Source organism: Embleya sp. NBC_00896 (assembly GCF_045207785.1).
Classification (GTDB): domain Bacteria; phylum Actinomycetota; class Actinomycetes; order Streptomycetales; family Streptomycetaceae; genus Embleya.
Genome location: NZ_CP108776.1, coordinates 4,846,337 through 4,865,945, shown reverse-complemented (window position 1 = coordinate 4,865,945; position 19,609 = coordinate 4,846,337). Strand labels below are relative to the sequence as shown.

The 19,609-nt window shown below is 71.0% G+C and carries 18 protein-coding genes; 12 read left to right on the top strand and 6 right to left on the bottom strand.

Features of this window, described 5'->3' with window-relative positions; genetic code table 11:
* Positions 1–87 precede the first annotated feature (87 nt).
* The 3 genes from OG928_RS22150 to OG928_RS22140 all read left to right on the top strand — a co-directional run bounded on the left by OG928_RS22150 (position 88) and on the right by OG928_RS22140 (position 2,774).
* The gene (locus OG928_RS22150; protein ID WP_406286465.1) at positions 88–1,272 is read left to right on the top strand and encodes an Ig-like domain-containing protein; all 1,185 of its coding nucleotides are present in this window, start codon (positions 88–90) and stop codon (positions 1,270–1,272) included.
* Between the two features lie 43 nt (positions 1,273–1,315).
* Positions 1,316–1,969 carry a class I SAM-dependent methyltransferase gene (locus OG928_RS22145; RefSeq protein ID WP_406286463.1) on the top strand — a complete coding sequence of 218 codons (654 nt, stop codon included), beginning with the start codon at positions 1,316–1,318 and terminating at the stop codon, positions 1,967–1,969.
* A gap of 109 nt (positions 1,970–2,078) precedes the next feature.
* Complete coding sequence (locus tag OG928_RS22140) at positions 2,079–2,774, top strand: DUF6629 family protein (RefSeq protein ID WP_406286461.1); 696 nt, start codon at positions 2,079–2,081, stop codon at positions 2,772–2,774.
* Here OG928_RS22140 and OG928_RS22135 read toward each other — a convergent pair.
* Both OG928_RS22135 and OG928_RS22130 read right to left on the bottom strand, forming a co-directional pair.
* The gene (locus OG928_RS22135; protein WP_406286458.1) at positions 2,733–3,749 is read right to left on the bottom strand and encodes an S-adenosylmethionine:tRNA ribosyltransferase-isomerase; all 1,017 of its coding nucleotides are present in this window, start codon (positions 3,747–3,749) and stop codon (positions 2,733–2,735) included. The two genes, OG928_RS22140 and OG928_RS22135, sit on opposite strands and share 42 nt — an antisense overlap.
* Positions 3,746–4,450 carry an SDR family NAD(P)-dependent oxidoreductase gene (locus tag OG928_RS22130; protein ID WP_406286456.1) on the bottom strand — a complete coding sequence of 235 codons (705 nt, stop codon included), beginning with the start codon at positions 4,448–4,450 and terminating at the stop codon, positions 3,746–3,748. Before OG928_RS22130 ends, OG928_RS22135 begins: the two co-directional genes overlap by 4 nt.
* A gap of 99 nt (positions 4,451–4,549) precedes the next feature.
* On the opposite strand from OG928_RS22130, the gene soxR reads away from it, so the two are divergent.
* On the top strand, positions 4,550–5,026 hold the full coding sequence (gene soxR / locus OG928_RS22125) for a redox-sensitive transcriptional activator SoxR (protein ID WP_406286454.1): 477 nt from the start codon (positions 4,550–4,552) through the stop codon (positions 5,024–5,026).
* Positions 5,027–5,092: 66 nt separating this feature from the next.
* Here soxR and OG928_RS22120 read toward each other — a convergent pair whose 3' ends face one another.
* Entirely contained in the window at positions 5,093–6,304 is a 1,212-nt protein-coding gene (locus OG928_RS22120; RefSeq protein WP_406286452.1) for a hypothetical protein, read from the bottom strand.
* Between the two features lie 768 nt (positions 6,305–7,072).
* On the opposite strand from OG928_RS22120, the gene OG928_RS22115 reads away from it, so the two are divergent.
* Positions 7,073–8,707 (top strand): ABC-F family ATP-binding cassette domain-containing protein, encoded by a 1,635-nt coding sequence (locus tag OG928_RS22115; RefSeq protein ID WP_406286450.1) that lies wholly within the window; start codon positions 7,073–7,075, stop codon positions 8,705–8,707.
* A gap of 319 nt (positions 8,708–9,026) precedes the next feature.
* Here OG928_RS22115 and OG928_RS22110 read toward each other — a convergent pair whose 3' ends face one another.
* A complete protein-coding gene (locus OG928_RS22110; protein WP_406286449.1) occupies positions 9,027–9,524 on the bottom strand; it encodes a pyridoxamine 5'-phosphate oxidase family protein in 498 nt (165 codons plus the stop codon).
* 63 nt (positions 9,525–9,587) lie between these two features.
* On the opposite strand from OG928_RS22110, the gene OG928_RS22105 reads away from it, so the two are divergent.
* From OG928_RS22105 to OG928_RS22095, 3 genes are all read left to right on the top strand, one after another.
* The gene (locus tag OG928_RS22105) at positions 9,588–10,580 is read left to right on the top strand and encodes a helix-turn-helix transcriptional regulator (RefSeq protein WP_406286447.1); all 993 of its coding nucleotides are present in this window, start codon (positions 9,588–9,590) and stop codon (positions 10,578–10,580) included.
* A 332-nt stretch (positions 10,581–10,912) separates the two neighbouring features.
* Positions 10,913–11,671, top strand: coding sequence for an ABC transporter ATP-binding protein (locus OG928_RS22100; RefSeq protein WP_406291124.1), 759 nt, complete (start codon positions 10,913–10,915; stop codon positions 11,669–11,671).
* A gap of 20 nt (positions 11,672–11,691) precedes the next feature.
* Complete coding sequence (locus OG928_RS22095; RefSeq protein ID WP_406286446.1) at positions 11,692–14,253, top strand: ABC transporter permease; 2,562 nt, start codon at positions 11,692–11,694, stop codon at positions 14,251–14,253.
* A 123-nt stretch (positions 14,254–14,376) separates the two neighbouring features.
* Here the strand turns inward: OG928_RS22095 and OG928_RS22090 are convergent, their stop codons facing one another.
* Positions 14,377–15,084 (bottom strand): endonuclease V, encoded by a 708-nt coding sequence (locus OG928_RS22090; RefSeq protein ID WP_406286444.1) that lies wholly within the window; start codon positions 15,082–15,084, stop codon positions 14,377–14,379.
* Positions 15,085–15,203: 119 nt separating this feature from the next.
* Between OG928_RS22090 and OG928_RS22085 the strand changes: the two genes are divergently transcribed.
* Complete coding sequence (locus OG928_RS22085; protein ID WP_406286442.1) at positions 15,204–15,767, top strand: Uma2 family endonuclease; 564 nt, start codon at positions 15,204–15,206, stop codon at positions 15,765–15,767.
* 51 nt (positions 15,768–15,818) lie between these two features.
* Here OG928_RS22085 and OG928_RS22080 read toward each other — a convergent pair whose 3' ends face one another.
* Positions 15,819–16,826: an acetamidase/formamidase family protein gene (locus OG928_RS22080; RefSeq protein ID WP_406286441.1), complete on the bottom strand. Its 1,008-nt coding sequence runs from the start codon at positions 16,824–16,826 to the stop codon at positions 15,819–15,821.
* 168 nt (positions 16,827–16,994) lie between these two features.
* Between OG928_RS22080 and OG928_RS22075 the strand changes: the two genes are divergently transcribed.
* From OG928_RS22075 to OG928_RS22065, 3 genes are all read left to right on the top strand, one after another.
* Positions 16,995–18,158 carry a hydrolase gene (locus OG928_RS22075; protein ID WP_406286439.1) on the top strand — a complete coding sequence of 388 codons (1,164 nt, stop codon included), beginning with the start codon at positions 16,995–16,997 and terminating at the stop codon, positions 18,156–18,158.
* A gap of 68 nt (positions 18,159–18,226) precedes the next feature.
* Entirely contained in the window at positions 18,227–18,838 is a 612-nt protein-coding gene (locus OG928_RS22070; protein WP_406286437.1) for a hypothetical protein, read from the top strand.
* 182 nt (positions 18,839–19,020) lie between these two features.
* Positions 19,021–19,581 (top strand): TetR family transcriptional regulator, encoded by a 561-nt coding sequence (locus OG928_RS22065; protein ID WP_406286434.1) that lies wholly within the window; start codon positions 19,021–19,023, stop codon positions 19,579–19,581.
* Positions 19,582–19,609: the final 28 nt, after the last annotated feature.

Here is a 19,609-nt window from a genome sequence, read left to right as displayed (position 1 = left end):
GTCACAGGTCCCCCGCGCAACGCAGGCAGCCCCTGCGGCGTCCATCAGGTGAACGCACCTGCCGGTCGAGTACGGGGGATCTGTCACATGTCTGGAACCAGCCGCCGCATCGGCGTCGCCGCGATCGTCGCGTCCTCGCTGCTGTTGACCGGCGCGTGCAACAAGGACGACGCGAAGAAGACGCCGGGCGGCGAGAAGGTCGCCGGGGAGAACCGCAACGGCCCGGCCGAGGCCGCCACGGTCACCCTGACGCCGACCGACAAGGCCACCGGGGTCGAGCCCGGCACGCCGGTCACGGTGGCCGTCGAGGGCGGCAAGGCCACCGAGGTCAAGGTCGTCAACGCGGGCGGCGAGGTGGTGGACGGCGCGTTGACGGGCAACGCGTGGAAGCCGAAGGTCCCGTTCATGTACGGCGGTAAGTACACGGTGACCGCGACCGCGACGAACGCCGACAACAAGCCGACCACCGCGACGTCGGTGTTCACCGTGCTCAACCCCACGCAGGCGGCCACCGCGACGTTCATGCCCGACGCCGACTCCACGGTCGGCGTGGGCCAGCCGGTCTCGATCACGTTCGACGAGCCGGTCAAGAACCACAAGGCCGTCCAGGACGCGATCAAGGTGACCGCGACCCCGGCGGTCGACGGCGCCTGGCACTGGTTCGGGAACTCCCGCGTGGAGTGGCGGCCCAAGGACTACTGGGCGACCGGCACCCAGGTGAAGGTCGACCTCAACCTGCGCGGCGTGGACCTCGGCGGCGGCGTGATGTCGAAGCAGTACAAGAGCTTCTCGTTCAAGATCTCGGACACCAAGCGGATCGCCGTCGTGGACGCCGACAAGCACACGATGACGGTCTCCGAGAACGACCAGGTGGTCAAGACGATCCCGATCACCGCGGGCGAGGACCCCAAGTACACGACGTGGAACGGGATCATGGTGATGCAGGAGCGCTACCGCACGCTCGACATGAACTCGCAGACCGTCGGCCTGGGCAACGAGTACAACCAGCCGGCCGTGCCCTACGCGATGCGGATCACCACGTCGGGCACGTTCCTGCACGCGAACACGTGGGCCCTGCCCGGCACCTTCGGCAGCGCCAACACCAGCCACGGCTGCGTCAGCATGGCCGAGGAGAACGCCAAGTGGTTCTACGAGCGCTCGATCCGCGGTGACATCGTCCAGGTCACCGGCAACGCGGAGAAGCCGGTCAAGGCCGACAACGGCTACGGCGCGTGGAACCTGACCTGGGAGCAGTGGACCGCCGGCAACTAGGTGGCGCGCCGGGGAAGCGCTCGCACAGTGGTTCTATTTCCGCATGACGCCCCATCAGGACCCGCCGCTGCTCGACGCGTTCGCGCTGACCCGGTCCGCGGTCGTCGCCAACAACGCGATGAACCGCGAGCGGGGTCTGCGCGGGGTCAACAGCTACGAGCGCGAGTTGGGCTTCGACCCGCTGTCCCGACTGGTCGCGGGCGACGCGTGGTTGGACCTGTGCTGCGGCTCCGGCCGCGCGCTGATCGAGGCGGCCGGTGACCCGCGCGCCGAGGGGGTGCGGATCACCGGCGTGGACCTGGTCGACTTCTTCGTGCCCGCCGTCCGGCCGGCCGGGCTCGACCTGGTCGCCGCCGACGCGACCGAGTGGCGTCCGGCGCGGCGCTACGACCTCGTCACGTGCGTGCACGGGCTGCACTACGTGGGCGACCGACTCGGCCTGCTCGCCCGGATCGCGTCCTGGCTGACCCCCACCGGCCTGTTCGTCGCGGATTTCGACGCGGCCGGGATCGCCGCCGACGACGTACCGGGCGAACTGCGCCGCCAGGGCTTCGCCTACGATGCCGAACGCCGGCGGATCACTCTGCGCGGCGCCCGGGAGGTCGCGTTCCCGTACCGCTACCTGGGCGCCGACGACAGCGCCGGGCCCAACTACACGGGTCAGCCGGCGGTACGTGTGCACTACACCGATGCGTGACGGAAACCACGCTGCGGACTGCGCCCGAATGAGCGTATGAACTGTTGAACACATTGACGAGGGGTACGCCTGAGGCGGAGCACCCCTTCCGTGGCGAGACGAGGCACCCGTGTGTTGGAGCGCTGAGGCTGATCTCGTGATGGGCGGCGTCATCACCGCCGTGGGTGTCGCGAGCGTCGCGTCGGTGCGGCGGATCAACGACCTGCCGATGGCGCTGCTGCCGGTCGTGCTGGGCGCCCACCAGCTCATCGAGTCCGTGGTCTGGAAGGGCGAGCAGGGCGCCGTGTCGGCGGGCACCGCCGACCTGGCGCGCGAGGCGTGGGCGGTGCTCGCGTTTCCCCTGCTGCCCGCCTTCGTGCCGCTCGCCGTGCTGGCCGCGCAGTGGCCCCTCGAACGCGGCCGCGAGCGGGTCCGGACCACGTTCCTGGTCCTGCTCGGCCTGGTGGTCTGCGGCGCGCTCACCCACGCGGTCGCGTCGGGGCCGGTGAACGCCGAGATCTGCGGCAACACCGTGCGCTATTCCGTGGGCATACCGGCAGCCCCGTGGCTGATCGCGGGGTATCTCGTCGCGACCTTGGGGTCGCTGTTGCTGGCGCGGGATCGATTGTTGCGGGTGCTGGGCCTGGTGTGCGCCGTCGGCGCGGCCGTCACGATGCGCCTGTGGTTCCGCTCCTTCGCGTCGACGTGGTGCGCCGTGGCGGCCGTGGCGAGCGTGATCGTGCTGTGGTGGGTGCGCTCCCGGCGGGACCTGCCACCGGGCGGTTCAGGGAAGCAGCAGGGAACTGTCCCCGAACTCGTGCCATAGGTAGTCCTCGGCGTACGCCTCGTCGTACGCCCTGCGGACCGCCTCGGGACCCACCACCGCCTCCAGGAGCAGCAGGTGGGTGGCCTCGGGGGCGTGCAGGCCGCTGACGATCCCGTCGACCACGCGGGCCGGCCGGTCCGGCCCGAGCATCAGGTCGGTCCAGCCGCTCGCGGCGGCGATCTCGCCGTCGGGCCCGACGGCCGACTCCAGCGCCCGGGTGACCGTGGTGCCCACCGCGATCACCCGGCGCGCGTGGCGGACCAGATCGGCCGTGCCCTGGGAGACGGCGAACCACTCGCGCAGCGGGAGCTCGGCGGTCTCCTGCGAGGACACCCCCGTGTGCAGCACGATCGGCGCGATCGTGACGCCGCGCGTGATCAGGTCGACGACGAGCTCGTTCGTGAACGGACGCCCGGCACTGGGCATCTCGGCGCTGCCCTCGTCGCGCGCGAAGACCGTCTGATAGGCCGTCAGCGGCCAGCGCTCGCGCATGTAGGAGTAGGTGATCGGTCGGCCGCGATCGGCCAGGAAGGTCTCGACCCGAGCGTGCGGAACGGTGATCCGCGCCTTCCACAGCCGCTGGGGCGTGTGCTCGTGCGGGTACGGCTCCAGGAGCAGCGCCATGCCGCACCCGGTCCCGGGGAAGCGGACCGCCTCGAACCGCCGCACGCCCGGGACCGGGCCGGGCGTACCGTCGGTGTGCCGCAGTTCGAGCACCCACGTGTCGGCGTCGAGCCGGGTGGCGAAGTGCACGGTCACCGGCGAGCCGTCGGCGCGATAGCCGTCCACGGCGGCCGGCAGCGTCGCGGACGTGTTGACCACGAGCAGGTCGCCGGGGCCCAGGTGGCGCCCGAGGTCGCGGAAGACGGTGTGCTCGACCCGCCCGCCCGCGTGCACGAGCAGCCGGATCCCGTCCCGCGCGAGCCCGCGCGCCTCGGCCGGTTCGGTCGCCTCGCGGGCGACCAGCGTGGTCACGAGGTCACCACCGCGGCGAGGTCGCCGACGGTGTACCGGCCGCTCGCCGGGCGCTCGTCGAGCAGCCGAAGCAGCGCGGGCACCACGGTCGCGGGGTCGGGCCGGTCGGAGATGTCCTCGCCCGGGAAGGCGTCCTGGTGCAGGACGGTGTTCATGTCGCCCGGGTCGAACGCGTACACGTCCAGGTCGGGCTGTTCCGCGGCCAGCGTGGCGGTGACGTGGTCGAGCGCGGCCTTGGTGGAGCCGTAGCCGCCCCAGCCGGTGTAGGCGTTGACGGCGGCGTCGGAGCTGATGTCGACGATCGCGCCGCGACCGGCGGCGACGAGCAGCGGCAGGGTCGATTGGACGAGGGCGAGCGGCGCGAGGACGTTGACCTCGTAGGCCCGGGCCAGCTCGGCCACGGGGTAGTCGGCCAGGCCCGGCATCGGGCTCGGGCCGAGCACGCTCGCGTTGTTGACGAGCAGGTCCAGGCGTCCGGCCTCGCGGACCACGTCGTGCAGTTCGCGGCGGTGCGCGGGGTCGGACACGTCACCCGCGACCGCGATGACGTCGGCGCCGAGGCCGCGCAGTTCGACCGCGGCGCGGTCCAGGTCGGACCCGACGCGGGCGTCGACGACGAGGGTCCACGAGCGTGCGGCGAGGGATCGGGCCAAGGCGAGGCCGAGGCCGCGGGAGGCGCCGGTGATGAGAGCGACAGGCATGGTGTCTCCAGGGGAATCCACACCCCACCCGGTGATGGGTTGCTCCTCTACACTGCAAGTTAAAGTGCACTTCAGGTCAAGACGACTCCAGGGGAAAGCGTGCTCACCGGAACGGACTTGTTGACAGTCGGTCAGATGACCGCGCGCAGCGGATTCGCCGCGTCCGCGCTGCGGTACTACGAGGCCGAGGGGCTGATCGGCGCGACCCGGACCTCGGGCGGGCAACGGCGCTACGAGCGGCACATCCTGCGGCGGCTGGCGTTCATCCGCGCGGCGCAGAACATCGGGCTCTCGCTGGAGGAGATCCGCGAGGCGCTCGGCAGGCTCCCGGAGGGCCGAACGCCCACGCCGGCCGACTGGGCGAAGATCAGTCGGGCCTGGCGCGGGCGGCTGGACGAGGAGATCGAGGCGCTGATCCGGCTGCGGGACGGCCTCGAACTGTGTATCGGCTGCGGCTGCCTCTCGATGAAGCGCTGCCGGATCTCCAACCCGGACGACGTGGTGAGCCAGTACGGGTCGGGCGCGGTGGCGCTCCCGGAACTCCTCCGTGAGGACCGCCGGCACCACGGCGCCTGACCCCCTGTTCGCCCCCGGCACCGAACGGGCCGATGCCCGCCCGTCCGGCGCCCGGGGACGAGGTGCTCAGTAGCGGTCGCGGATGGCGACCCCCTGGCTGCCGGACGAGGCCACCGTCGCCCAGTCCGGCTTGGCGCCGATGTCGTAGGTGCGGAGCTTGGCGAGGACGGCCGGGTCCTGCGCGTCGAGCCAGTCCACGAGGTCGTGGAAGGTCACACACTTGGTGTCCGGTCGCACGCACGCGGTGCGCATGGTGCGCTCGACGGCCTTCATGTAGATGCCGCCGTTCCAGCCCTCGAAGTGGTTGCCGATCATCAGCGGCGCCCGGTTGCCGGTGTAGGCGCGCTCATAGCCGGCCATGTAACTCGCGTACGCCTGCTCCTCCCACTCCTTGAACTTGGCGGGGTCGCCCTTGACCGTGCGCGACTGGTTGAACATCACGTTGTAGTCCATCGACAGGACCTCGAACTTGCGCCCCGGCAGCGGGATCTGCTGGAGCGGCAGGTCCCACACACCGTTCACCTTGGTCGGCCACACCTGGCGCCCACCGGGCGAACTCGCGTCGTAGCGGAAACCGAGCGAGGGCGCGGCGTCGAGCAACGCCTTCTGACCCTCCAGGCACGGCGCCCGCCCGCCGATGAGCTCCTTGTCGTAGTCGAACGGGAGCGCAGGCAGGTCGGTCCAGCCGGTGTTGGTCTTCCAGTTCTTGACGAACGACTTGGCCTGCTCGACCTCGCTGCGCCAGTCGTCGGCCGACCACGAGCCGCCGCCGGTGGGCCCGCAGAAGTGGCCGTTGAAGTGCGTGCCGATCTCGTGGCCCTCGTTCCAGGCGGCGCCGAGCTGCTCGATCGTCATCCTGAGGTGGTCGTCTTCGAGGTAGCCGATGTCCGACGCCCCGATCGGCTTGTGCGGCGGGTGATATTTGGCCTTCTTCGCCTCCGGCAGGATGTACACGCCGGAGAGGAACAACGTCATCTTGGCCTTGCTCTCCTTGGCCACCTGACGAAAGTGCGAGAACAGCCGCTTGTCGTCCTCGCCGGCGCCGTCCCACGAGAAGACGATGAACTGCGGCGGGGTCTGGCCCGGCGCGAGCCGCTCCGGCTTGAGCCGCCCGGGCTGCGCGCCCGAATCGGAGGTCGACCCGTCCCCGATCAGGGTGACCGGCCCCTGCCGCTCCTGCCCGGCCTGCCCCTTCGGAGCCTGGGCGGGAGCCGCCGCCTTCTGTTCCTCGTCGCCGGACCCACCGGCGAACACGACGAAGCCGATGGCAACGACCACCGCCACGAGCAAAACAAGCACGGCCGCGCCGCGGGATGATCGCACGAATACCCCAAAGCCTGATAAATGGGATGGAAATCCACAGCAGGCTAAATCGCCCCCACACACAACCCGAAGCACGACATGCACCACAAACAATCACAACCACCACAAGGAATGAACTATTACCACCATCCGGCTCAAAGCCAACCAGAATCAGCCCGACGTTGAGGCCACCCCAACCGAAAACCGAGCCAATCCAGCCCGGCCGGCGTTTGAGGCCAAATAGCCCGGCCGGCGCTTGAGGCCACCCCAACCGAAGACCCAGCCAATCCAGCCCGGCCGGCGTTTGAGGCCAAATAGCCCGGCCGGCGCTTGAGGCCACCCCAACCGAAGACCCAGCCAATCCAGCCCGGCCGGCGTTTGAGGCCAAATAGCCCGGCCGGCGCTTGAGGCCACCTCAGCCGGACCGTGCCCACCACGGCCGCCGCCCACCCCTTCGAGCGCCGGCCCCGGGCCGCACCCAGGGCGATCCCTCGGGCGCCCAATAAACCGCTTGGGCCCATCGGCAGCCCACGCTAAAATTCCGGAGTCACATTGTCGTCCGTCTGGATGGTCCCTTGCGCATCTGAGGTCCTGGACATCGCGCCGCTCGAGCCCATGTGCGCTCGCGGTCGCGTTCCGACCTCGGCGTGGCCATCCCGGACGATTTTTCGTGTCCGGCCCCTCCCGAACCGCCGCGCGGTGTCCCACGCGATCCGTTCACCACGCGTACCCGGGAGCTGCCTCATGTCCTTTCCGACCCCATCCCCCGCGATCGTCTGCTCCGATCTGTCCTTCGCCTGGACCGACGGGACCCCCATGTTCGAGGGCCTCGACGTGGCCATCGGCGCGGGCCGTACCGGCCTCGTCGGCGTCAACGGCGCCGGGAAGTCGACCCTGCTCAAACTGATCGCCGGCGTGCTCCGACCCGCCGGCGGATCGATCGCCGCGATCGGCGACGTCGGCTACCTGCCGCAGCACCTGCCGCTCGACGCGGACCGGCGCGTCGACGACGTGCTCGGGATCGCCGAGGCGCGGGCCGGGCTGCTCGCGATCGAGAGCGGCGACGTCGACGCACAGCACTTCGAGGCGGTCGGCGACGACTGGGACGTCGAGGAGCGCGCCCGCGGCGAACTCGACCGGCTCGGCCTGCCGCACGTCGACCTCGACCGCACGGTCGGCACGCTGTCCGGCGGCGAGGCGATCCTGCTCGGGCTCGCCGCGCAGTTGCTGCGCCGCCCCGATGTGCTGCTGCTCGACGAGCCGACGAACAACCTCGACCGGTCCGCGCGCGAGCGGCTGTACGACGCGGTGCGCACCTATCCGGGCGTGCTCGTGGTGGTCAGCCACGACCGCGCGCTGCTCGACCTCGTCGAGCGGATCGTGGAACTGCTCCCGGGCCGGGCCCGCACGTACGGCGGCAATCTGACGGCGTATCTGGAAGTCCTGGCCCAGGAGCGCGAGACCGCCGAGCGGCTCGTGCGCACCGCGCAGACCGATCTGCGCAAGCAGAAGAAGGAGCTGGCCGAGGCCCAGGTACGACTCGCGCGCCGGCTGCGAAGCGGGCGCAAGGCCGCGATCGAGAAGCGCGTGCCCAAGATTGTCGCGGGCAACCTCAAGCGGGCCGCGGAGGTCTCCGCGGGCAAGTACAAGGGCATGCACGAGGACCGCCTCGACGATGCGCGCACCCGACTGACCGACGCCCAGGACGCGGTCCGCGAGGACAAGGAGATCCGGATCGAGCTGCCCGAGACCGAGGTGCCGGCCGGGCGCACGGTGCTGACGCTGGAGGGCGTGAACACCGCAGACGACCTGTACGGCCCGGACGGTGTCGACCTGATCGTGCGCGGCCCCGAGCGGATCGCGCTCGTCGGCGACAACGGGTCGGGCAAGACCACCCTGCTGCGGCTGCTGACCGGCCTCGACGCGCCGGCGCGCGGGACGGTGCGGGTCGACGTGGAAGGCGTGCGCTATCTGCCGCAGCGGCTGGACATCCTCGACGAGGACGCGTGCGTGCTGGAGAACGTACGGCGTTTCGCGCCGAGCGCGTCCGACGAGCAGCTGCGCGGCCGACTCGCCCGTTTCCTGTTCAAGGGCGACCGCCCCGCACAACCGGTCGGCACCCTGTCCGGCGGCGAACGCTTCCGAGCCGTCCTGGTCGCCCTGCTCTCGGCCGAGCCCGCCCCCAGACTCCTGGTCCTGGACGAGCCCACGAACAACCTCGACATGGCCTCCGTCCACCAACTGGAACAGGCCCTACACGCCTACAAGGGCGCCCTCCTGCTGGCCACCCACGACCAACCCTTCCTGACCGCGCTCGGCATCACCCGAACCCTCACCCTCACCCGAGGCAACACTCCAACCAACACAACCGACGCCTGAACCACCCAACCGAGCACCTCACCGCCCGGCCGAGCAATCCACAGCCCGGCCGGCCCTTGAGGCCAAGTAGCCCGGCCGGCGCTTGAGGCCACCTCGGCCGAAGGCCGGGTCAGTCCAGCCCGGCCGGCGCTTGAGGCCACCTCGGCCGAAGGCCGGGTCAGTCCAGCCCGGCCGGCGCTTGAGGCCAAACAGCCCGGCCGGCCCTTGAGGCCAAGTAGCCCGGCCGGCGCTTGAGGCCACCTCGGCCGAAGGCCGGGTCAGTCCAGCCCGGCCGGCGCTTGAGGCCAAACAGCCCGGCCGGCGTTTGAGGCCACCCCCGTCACCCCTCCACCCGCGCCGGAGCCTCATCGTTCCCCCGCCGAATCGTCCGAACCGGCGCCCCCCACCGCCACACCCGAACGACCATCTCCTCGCCCTCGACCCCGAAGCCACTCACCTCTCCCAACTCCACCCGGAACAGATGAAACGGCACCGGCGCCCCGGCCGACTCCGCGAACCGATCCTTCACCTCCGCGTCCACGACCTCGACCGCACGCCCGCTCACCCGGATGTCACCGTGTTCGAGCTCGGCCCCCTCGCCGGGGTTCGCGAAGATCGAGAACCTCGGGTCACGCAGCAGGTCGCGAGCCTTGAGCGACCCCGGCATCATGCCGAGCCACATCTCCTCGAACCGGAAGTTCACCTCCAGGCCGCTCAGTCGCGGCGACCCATCCGCACGCAGCGTGCCGAGCACGTGGTGCTTGTACATCCCGAATCGCTCGCGCACCGTCGCCGCGAACTCCGGCTCGACCTTCTCGAACTCCGCCCAACTCGTCATACGGACATCGTGCCCCGGAATCCCTGACAGCCGCTGTCAGGGATTCCGGGATATTTTCGGGTCATGCGCTCAGGCCGACTCGTGGCACTCCTGCTGCACCTCCAAAACCGCAGCGGCGGCGCGACCGCCGCCCAACTCGCGACCGAGCTGGAGGTGTCGATCCGCACCGTGTACCGCGACGTCGCCGCGTTGCAGGCGTCCGGCGTGCCGCTGTGGACCGAGACCGGGCCGCACGGCGGGATCCGCCTGGTGGAGGGCTGGCGGACCCGGCTCGACGGGCTCACCGGAGACGAGGCGGCCGCCCTGTTCCTGTCCGGCGCGCCGCACGCGGCCGACGCGCTGGGCCTGGACACCGTGCTCGTCGCGGCGCAGACCAAGGTGATGGCCACGCTCCCGGCCGACCTGCGCACGCGTGCGGGCCGGGTCCGGCAGCGCTTCCACCTCGACGCGCCCAGCTGGTTCGCCGCCGACGAGCGGGTCCCGCACCTGACCGAGATCGCCACGGCGGTGTGGAACGGCCGTCGGCTCGACCTGCGATACGCCCGCCGCGACCGCGAGGTGGCCCGCCGGCTCGACCCGCTCGGCCTCGTGCTCAAGGCCGGCGTCTGGTACCTGGTCGCCCGGCACCGCACCGACATCCGCAGCTACCGGGTCTCGCGGATCACGGCCGCGACCGCCCGGCCCGAGCGCTTCGAGCGCCCCGACGGGTTCGACCTCGGCACGTGGTGGACGCGCAGCAGCGACGACTTCGCACGGTCACTGATGCGGTTCGCGTGCGTGATCCGGGTGTCATCGTCCGGATGGGCGCATCTGCACCGGGTGTTCGGCCCGGTCGTCGCCGCCGACGCGATCGCCTCGGCCGGACCGCCCGACCCGGCCGGTTGGCGTGAAATGCGGCTGCGGGCCGAGTCGGAGGAGATCGCGGTGGGCCAACTGGTCATGCTGGGCGCGGAAGTGGAGGCCGTGGCACCGCCGAACCTGCGCCGCGCGGTGGCCGGAATCGGCGCCGCGATCGTGGCCAACCACCGCGACCCGACGGGTCCACCGCAAGGCTGACGGGGCCGCGACTCGGGGTGCACGCCGACTCGGAAGCGACAATCCGGGAACGCCGTCGCAGATGCGGATCGTTCGCATGGAGTACGCCTACAGAGCGTGACGGGTGGTCCACTTCGGTTCGAGAGGTACCTCATCGGTACGGGGCTCCCCTCGGGGGACGGGTCGTACGGCGTAGCCCGGCTCCTCCCTGCGTAGGACCCGCGACTCTCCCTTGCAGACGATTCGGTGCGGCCTCCTTCCCCATACGGTGAAGCTGTGCACTTGCAAACGCGGGGCGCGCCATCTCTTTCACCTCACTGGGGGACAGACTCGTGACCACGGCCACGGCTGCCATGACCGACGCGGACTCCCGGGGCACCATCGCCGCCCGCGCGCAGCAGCTCACGAAGGCGTACGGCGAAGGCGAGACCCGAGTTGTCGCTCTCGACAACGTGGATGTCTCGATCGGTCGCGGGCAGTTCACCGCGATCATGGGTCCCTCGGGCTCGGGCAAGTCCACCCTGATGCACTGCCTCGCGGGTCTGGACTCGGTGAGCAGTGGCAAGAGCTGGATCGGCGACACCGAGATCACCGGGCTGAAGGACAAGGCGCTCACCAAGCTCCGCCGCGACAACATCGGCTTCATCTTCCAGGCGTTCAACCTGCTCCCGACGCTGACCGCGCTCGAGAACATCACGCTGCCGATGGACATCGCCGGGCGCAAGCCCGACAAGCAGTGGCTCGACAACGTGATCGAGACCGTCGGCCTGCGCGACCGCCTCAAGCACCGCCCGAGCGAGCTCTCCGGCGGCCAGCAGCAGCGCGTGGCGTGTGCCCGCGCGCTCGCCAGCCGGCCCGAGATCATCTTCGGCGACGAACCGACCGGCAACCTCGACTCGCGCTCCGGCGCCGAGGTCCTCGGCTTCCTGCGGCGCAGCGTCAACGAGCTCGGCCAGACCATCGTGATGGTCACCCACGACCCGAACGCGGCGTCCTACGCGGACCGGGTCCTGTTCCTTGCAGACGGTCGCATTGTCGACGAGATGCTGCGTCCCACGTCCGACGCGGTCCTGGAGCGCATGAAGCGCTTCGACGGCGCCCGGACCAGCTGAAGCAGGCGGAGACCACCACCATGTTGAAAGCCACGTTCCGCAGCTTCCTGGCCCACAAGGGCCGCATGCTGCTCTCCGCCCTGGCGGTGCTGCTTTCGGTCGCCTTCGTGTCCGGCACGCTCGTGTTCACGGACACGATCACCAAGACCTTCGACGACCTGTTCAAGTCCACGGCCTCGGATGTCTCGGTATCCCCCAAGTCCGAGTTCGACAAGGACGACCTCGCGATGACGGGGCAGACCCCGACCCTGCCGAAGTCGCTCGTCGACAAGATCGCCAAGGTCGAGGGCGTCAAGCAGGCGCACGGTGGCGTCGACCTCGAGTCGATCACCGTCGTCGACAAGAACAACAAGTCCGTGGGGCCGTCCGGGGGCGCGCCCACGATCGCGACGGACTGGTTCGAGACCGACCGGACGCCGGTCAAGATCACCAGCGGTGCCGAGCCCAAGGGCCCGGGCGAGGTGATGATCGACGCCGACACGGCCGACAAGAAGAAGGTGAAGATCGGTGACGAGCTGCGGGTGATCGCACCCGTCGGCACGTTCCCGGTGAAGGTCAGCGGCATCATGACCTTCACCACGACCAACCCCGGCGCGGCACTGCTCTCGTTCGACACCGCGACCGCGTCGCAGCGGCTCCTCGGTGACCCGAACCTGGTCACGTCGGTGTCGGTGACCGCCGCCGATGGCGTCTCCGACGACCAGCTCAAGCAGAACGTCCAGCAGGCGCTCGGCGCGGACGTCGAGGTCAAGACGGCCGCGGAGAAGGCCAAGGACGACGCCAACCAGTTGAGCGGCTTCCTGAACGTGATGAAGTACGCGATGCTCGGCTTCGCCGCCATCGCGGTGCTGGTCGGGATCTTCCTGATCTTCAACACGTTCTCGATGCTCGTCGCCCAGCGCACCCGTGAGCTGGGCCTGATGCGGGCGATCGGCGCGAGCCGGGCGGACGTCAACCGCTCGGTGCTGGTTGAAGCGGTCCTGCTCGGCGTGGTCGGCTCGACGCTCGGCCTGCTGGCCGGACTCGGTCTGGCCGTCGGGCTCAAGGCGCTGATCGGCGCGGTCGGGGTCAACCTCAAGGGCACGTCCCTGGTGATCAAGACGGCCACTCCGATCATCGCCTACCTGGTCGGCGTGATTGTCACCGTGATCGCCGCGTACGTCCCGGCCCGCCGCGCGGGCAAGGTCTCCCCGATGGCCGCCCTGCGCGAGGCCGGCGCGCCGCCGCAGAAGTCGATCAAGACCCGCTCGATCATCGGCGCCGTCCTGTTCGGCCTCGGCGCCCTCGCGCTCGTCGCCGGGGCCACGGCGGAGAACGGCGGTCAGGGCGGTTCGTTCCTGGGCCTGGGCGTCCTGTTCACGCTGCTCGGCTTCATCGTGCTCGCGCCGCTCCTGGCCCGCACGGTGATCCCGGCCCTCGCGGCCTGGTACCCGAAGCTGTTCGGCTCGATGGGCCGGCTCAGCCGCGAGAACGCGATGCGCAACCCGCGCCGCACCGGCGCCACGGCCTCGGCCATCATGATCGGTGTCGCGCTCGTGAGCGGCATGGCCGTCGCGGCCTCGTCGATGTCGGCCTCGTTCGACAAGCAGATCGACAAGACCCTCGGCGCCGACTACACGATTCAGTCGCTGGGCAGCCCCTTCCCGGCGGACGTCGTCGAGGCGGCGAAGAAGACCCCGGGCATCGGCAAGACCGTCACCCAGACGATCAGCAGCGCGAAGATCACCTCGGACGGCAAGACCAACGAGGACTTCGTCCTCGGCTCGGACACCGGCCTGGACGGCGCGTTCAAGACCAAGTACATCCAGGGATCGGGCGACGCGGCCATCGCGGCGGGCAAGGCGATCGTCAGCGAGGGCTACGCCAAGGACCACAAGCTCGGCCTCGGCGGCAAGGTGGAACTCGCGTTCCCCAACGGCGCGAAGACCACGGTCGAGGTCGGCGCGATCCGCGAGGATGCCAAGGGCGCCGAGATCGGTGCCGGTGACGCGCTCGTGATCCCCAACGACACGATGCGCAAGGCCGTCCCGGGCGTGCAGTACCTGATCATGATGGTGAACGCGGCCAATGGTGAGGACGCGTCCAAGGTCGGCGCCGCGCTGAAGAAGTCGCTGGACCCGTTCCCGCAGGTCGAGGCCCGCGACCAGAGCGACTACAAGGAACTGATCGGCAAGCAGATCGACACGTTCCTCTACATGATCTACGGTCTGCTCGGCCTCGCGATCATCATCTCGATCCTCGGCGTCATCAACACGCTGGCGCTGTCGGTGGTCGAGCGCACCAGGGAGATCGGCCTGATGCGGGCGATCGGCGCCTCGCGCCGGCAGATCCGCCGGATGATCCGCCTGGAGTCGATGGTCATCGCGGTGTTCGGCGCACTGGTCGGGCTCGCGCTCGGCATGGCGTGGGGCATCGGGGCGCAGCGACTGCTCGCGAAGCAGGGGCTCGACGTGCTGGAGATCCCATGGGGCACGATCGTGTCGATCGTGATCGCGGCCGCGGTGGTCGGCCTGCTGGCCGCCGTGATGCCGGCCTTCCGGGCGGCCCGGATGAACGTCCTGCGGGCGATCTCCTCGGAGTAGTCCACCCATAAGCAGCCGGCTCCCCATCCTCCCCCCTTGGGGAGCCGGTGACCGAAGAGCCCCCCGGGCCACCTTGCGCAGGTGGACCGGGGGGCTCTTTCGCGTGCGGGTGCCGACTCGCCGTCAGGGCTCCCGCGGTCGGTCCTTCAGCGCCTGCCGGCAGGCCTGGTCGGCCTGGCGGGTGGTCTCGGGCAGGCGGTAGCGCGAGGTCAGTGCCAGCACGTGCGCGCACGCCGTGTCGAGGTCGACGCCGTGCCCGATCGACACGAACACCGGCTTGATCCCGTCCCGGGTGCGCAGCACGCGCCCGACCACGTCGTCCTCGTGCACGAGATCGGCGGCTTCACCGCGCTGCTCCCCCGGGGTCTCGTACACGCCCACGAACGGCGTCTTGCCGACCCCGATCGAGGGCAGCCCGGTCAGCACGCCGAGGTGACACGCGAGCCCGAACCGGCGTGGATGCGCGAGCCCTTGGCCGTCGCAGACGAGCAACTCCGGCGTGGTCTCCAGCCGGTCGAGCGCGGCGGCCAGGGCCGGGATCTCCCGGAACGCGAACAGGCCCGGGACGTACGGAAAGTTCGCGGTGCCGTAGACGACCGACCGCTCCACCACGGCATGGGTGCGCGCGTCCAACACCACGACGGCGGCGGCCAGTTCGTCCGAGTCCTCGGCGTAGGCCACGTCCAGGCCCGCGACATGACGCACCGCCGCCGGCGCCGGTCCCGGCCCGACCACATCCACGAGCGGACGCAGGCGATCCTGCACGGCGAGCGCCTCGGCAGCGGTCCGGGGCCAAGGTCCGGCGGAATCGATCACCGCGGCAATACTCATCCCGGCACGGTACCGACCGCCGCTTCACCGCCCCACCGCCCCGCCTCCCACCCGCACGTCGAGCCCTTCCCGAAGCCGACTCGCCCCGCCCCTGACGGATCACGATCTACCATGAACCGATGGGTCGCGAGGAGTTCGACCGGCTGACCGCAATCGCCGACAGTGTGCGGGCGCCGTCCAACTACAAGATCGAGATCAGCGACGGCACGCTCGTGATGATGACCGGCCGGTCCGGGATTCACGAGTTCATCGTGCGACGGCTGCGGATGCGCATCGAGCACGGGATCGCCGGGCGGGCCGAGTGGGCGGGCATGGCGGTGCACGGTGGGATGGACGTGCTCGACGAGGTGAACCTGATGAGGCGCAACCCCGATGTCTGCGTCTTCCCGGAGGACGACCTCCTGACGGTCGAGAACCACATCCCTGCCGCCGACGTGAAGCTCGCCGTGGAGGTCGTGTCGCGGTCCAATCCCGAGAACGACTGGGAGGCCAAACTGCGCGACTATCCGCGCATGCACATCCCGGTCTATCTGATCGTGGATCCACGGCAGGGCACGATCGCGGTCAACTCGGAACCGAAGGCCGGGAAGTACACGGCGCGCGCGGCGTATGTGTTCGGACAGGAGGTCCCGCTGCCGTACTTCGGGTTTGCCGTCGCGACGGCGGATTTTCCGACGTACTGAGCTCGGTTCCGCGACCGTCGAAGGCGGTGGTCGCCGCGTTGCCGTGACCCGCTATTCCGGCAGGGGTACGCGTGCGTGGAGGCCGGTGCGGCCGGTGCCGTATTCGGCGGTTGCGCCCATGTAGGTGCGGGCCTGGTCGCGGGTCAGGCCGTAGCCGGCGGCCAGGAGTTCCTCGCCCTGGGTGCCGCACTGGCGCAGTGCGAGGGCCGGGTCGGCGGCGATGCCCAGGGGGATCAGCGCGTCGGCGGTGGTCGCGAACGGGCGGCGCCCCGCGCCGAAGCGGATCCGGGCCGACTCGTACGGGACCACCTCGACCCGCAGGGTGACCTTGAGCGGGCCCTCCACGGCGGCGCCGTGACCGTGCGCGTAGCGCGGGCCGCCGAGGTACAACAACGCGCCGGCGGTCTGCACCGGCAGGTACAGGGTGGTGCCCGCGCCCAGGATCGGCAGGTCGAGGTTGCCGCCGTGCGAGCCCACCCGGGTGGACAGTCGGCGCAGGCCGTCGGAGGTGGCGACGCCCATGACGGCCAGGCTCGGCCGCAGTCGCAGCGCGAGTTCGCCGGCCGTCGCGGGTACCCGGGCGAGGCCGTCCCGGATCGGGCACACGGTGACCGGCGCGGGGCCCCGGCCGCGCCCGTGGCGCTCCGTCAGGACGCCGTACGACGTGCGCGGGCGCAGGTCGAGCAGGTGTACCGCCAGCAGGTCGCCGGGGCGGCTGCCGGCCACCGCGATCGGGCCGGTCACCACGTGCGGGCCGTCCACGACCGGGTCGTGCGCGAGAGCGGACGCCGCGAGCGCGCGGTGGTCGGCCAGGACACGATCGGCCGGGATCCGGTGCCGGCCGAAGAACGCGACCGGATCGCGGCCCTGTTCGCCCAGGATTCCTTCGTGCGACACGGTGTCCACGGTCAGCGTCTCGCCGGGGTCGACGATCAGTACGGGACGGTCCCGAGCCCCGGGCAGCCAGCCCCACAGAACGGTGCCGGGACCGGACGGCAGGTGTTGCCGGCCCCGTCGGGATCCCGGCACGGCGACGGGCGGTGCCTCGGTGATGGTCATGGGGATTGTTGTACGGGGCCGCCGTTGCCGGTCGGCGTCGCTCACGTTACGTACCCGTTTCCCCCCTCAAGGGTGGTCCGTAACGGCGCCGAAACGCCGCCGCAACAGCACCCGGTCACAGTGGGTCGGGGCAAGTCGACGATGCGGTACGAGTTCCAGGGGGTAGCGATGAGCGACACGATCACCCTGTCCGGCGCCACGCTGCCGGACGGACGCACACGCGACGTCGTGCTGCGGAACGGTCGGATCAGCGTGCTCCGCGGCCCGGACCACCCCTACCAACGCGCCTTCGCCGGCCTGGACCTCGCGGGCTACCTGCTGCTCCCGGCGCCCGCCGAACCGCACGTGCACCTGGATCGCGCGCTGACCTGGCAGCCGGTGGGCTCCGACCCGGACGGGCGCGACGGCGCGATCCGGTCGTGGCGGGTCCGGCCCGCCCGGTACGGGCTCGGCGACCTGCGCCGCCGCTCGCGCGAGGCGCTGCGCACGCTGACCGCGCGCGGGGTCACCGCCGTCCGGACCCACCTGGACATCGGCGACGGCCGCGTGCCGTTGCGCGCGGTGGAGGTGATGGCCGAACTGCGCGCCGAGTTCCACCGCGTACTGGACCTGCAGATCGTCGCGATGCCGGCGCCGGGCACGACCGATCGCACGATCGTGGACGCGGTGAGCGCGGGCGCGCGGGTGATCGGCGGTCGGCCGCGGCTGGCGCCGGACTGCCGGCAGGAGACCCGACGGCTGCTGCGGCTCGCCGATCGCGCCGAGGTGGCGCTCGACCTGCATCTGGACGACGGCTTCGACCCGCGCATGCTCGCGGTCGGCGACCTCGCCCGGCTGTTGCGCGCGTCGGGCTTCGGTCGGCCGGTGACCGCGAGCCATCTCGCGAACCTCAACCGGCTCTCGCCCTCGGCGCTCGGCCGGGTGACCGAGACGATCGCCGCGTCCCGGATGCGCGTGGTCGCGCTGCCCTCGCCGCGCGGCTGTGGGCTGCCGATGCGCGCGCTGCTCGCCGCGGGTGTCCCGGTCGCGGCCGGCGGCGATCACCTGCGCGACACCGGCCACCCGATGGGCCGCGCCGACCCGCTCGCGACGGCCGCCGCGACGGGGCTGGCCCCCGACCGGGCCTGGGCCGCGGTCGCCGGGCACGCGCGCGCCGTGCTGGGCCTGGAGTCGGGCGGGCTCGAACCCGGCGCCCCCGCCGACCTGTTGGCGGTCCGCGCGACATCGCTCGCGGAGGCGCTGCGGACGCTTCCCGAGGACCGGATCGTGATCAAGTCCGGGCATGTCATCGCCCGTACCGCGCCGACCCGCAAGGTCCGCGTCGCGGCCTGATGGAACCCGCCGCCCGCCTGTCGCGTCCATCCTGCGAACCTGCACGGAGGACTACGAGGGGCGGATCGATGGCGGCACGACGACGGACGGCAACGGCGCCGGTGGTGGGGCTCGCGCTGGCCCTCGCCTTGGGCGTGGCGGGCTGCGCCGATTCGGGGGACGACCCGATCTCGCTGCCGCCCAGTACGCCGTCGGCCACGCGGACCTCGGCCGCGCCGGATCCGGTACGCGAGACCACGGTCGACACCGCCGCGGTCGCGTTCGAGGTCCGCGCCGCGGGCGCCGCCGACAAGGGCGCGCAGACCGAGACGACCCCGTGCGCGCGCGTCCTGCTCGCCCTCACCGACGTCACGATCGAGTCCAACTCCGTGGCGTGCAAGCCGCAGGACCGCTCGCCCGGCAACGGCCGGCACGGCATGTACCGCACCGCGGCGGACGTCCCGCCCGGGGCCGCGACCGAGAAGGTCACGACGCCGCTGGGCGAGGCGATCCTGTTCACCCAGCAGTACTTCGAGGCCACCAACTCGGTCCGCTACTGGCAGGAGCCGGTCGCGATCGTGACCCTGCGCGACCCGAAGTCGCAGGACCACCCGACCCTGATCGTGCGTGCCGACAAGGGAAGCCTCGACCAGGCTCGACTCAAGACGTTCGTGGTCACGAATCTGCTGCCCTTGGGGTGAGTTCGCGTGGACCGACGCGCCGCGGGCGGGGCCGCGCGATGTCGCTGTGCCGGGTCGCCGCGCCGGTCGTGCGTACGAAATCCGGCCTGAACAAGGACAGGCTCGCCTCCAGCGGCGAGTAGTCGTGCACGCGCCCTGATGTTTTCGGTGCCTGCTTCCGGCCGCCGGCTACCCTGGTCCGCATGTCAGAGGTCCCGCCGCACACGCTCCGCACTCCCCGGCTCGGTCGGCCCGCCCGGCTCGACCGGGACCGGATCGTGGCCGCCGCTTTGGCCATGGATCTCGACACGCTCACCATGCAGGCGCTCGCGGAGCGGCTGGGCGTCGCCACCTCGGCGCTGTACCGGTGGGTGGACGGCCGCGAGGAGCTGCTCGACCTGGTCGGCGTGCAACTGGCGGCCAGGATCATCCCGGCCGCGCCGCCGACCGCCGAGACCTGGCGCGCGTGGCTGATCGATCTGGCCCGGTCGATCCACCGCGAGTTCGGCGCCATCCCGGGCTTCGCGGCGCGCCTGATGAGCGGTCCGCATCGGGCCGTGAGACACCTGCCGATCCAGGAGGGCGCGGTGGCGGCGTTCATGCTCGGCGGCGCGGACCGCGAGCGAGCGCACCAATACTGGTACGTGTTCGCGACCGCCGTGCTCGGCTGGACCTCGGTCGAGGAGGGCGGGCGTTTCCCGGCCGATCCGCCGATGGACTTCGAAGTACTGCTCGACGTACTGATGCGCGGGTACCGGACCTGAGCCGCCGCGGCCGGCCGCCGCTCCGGAG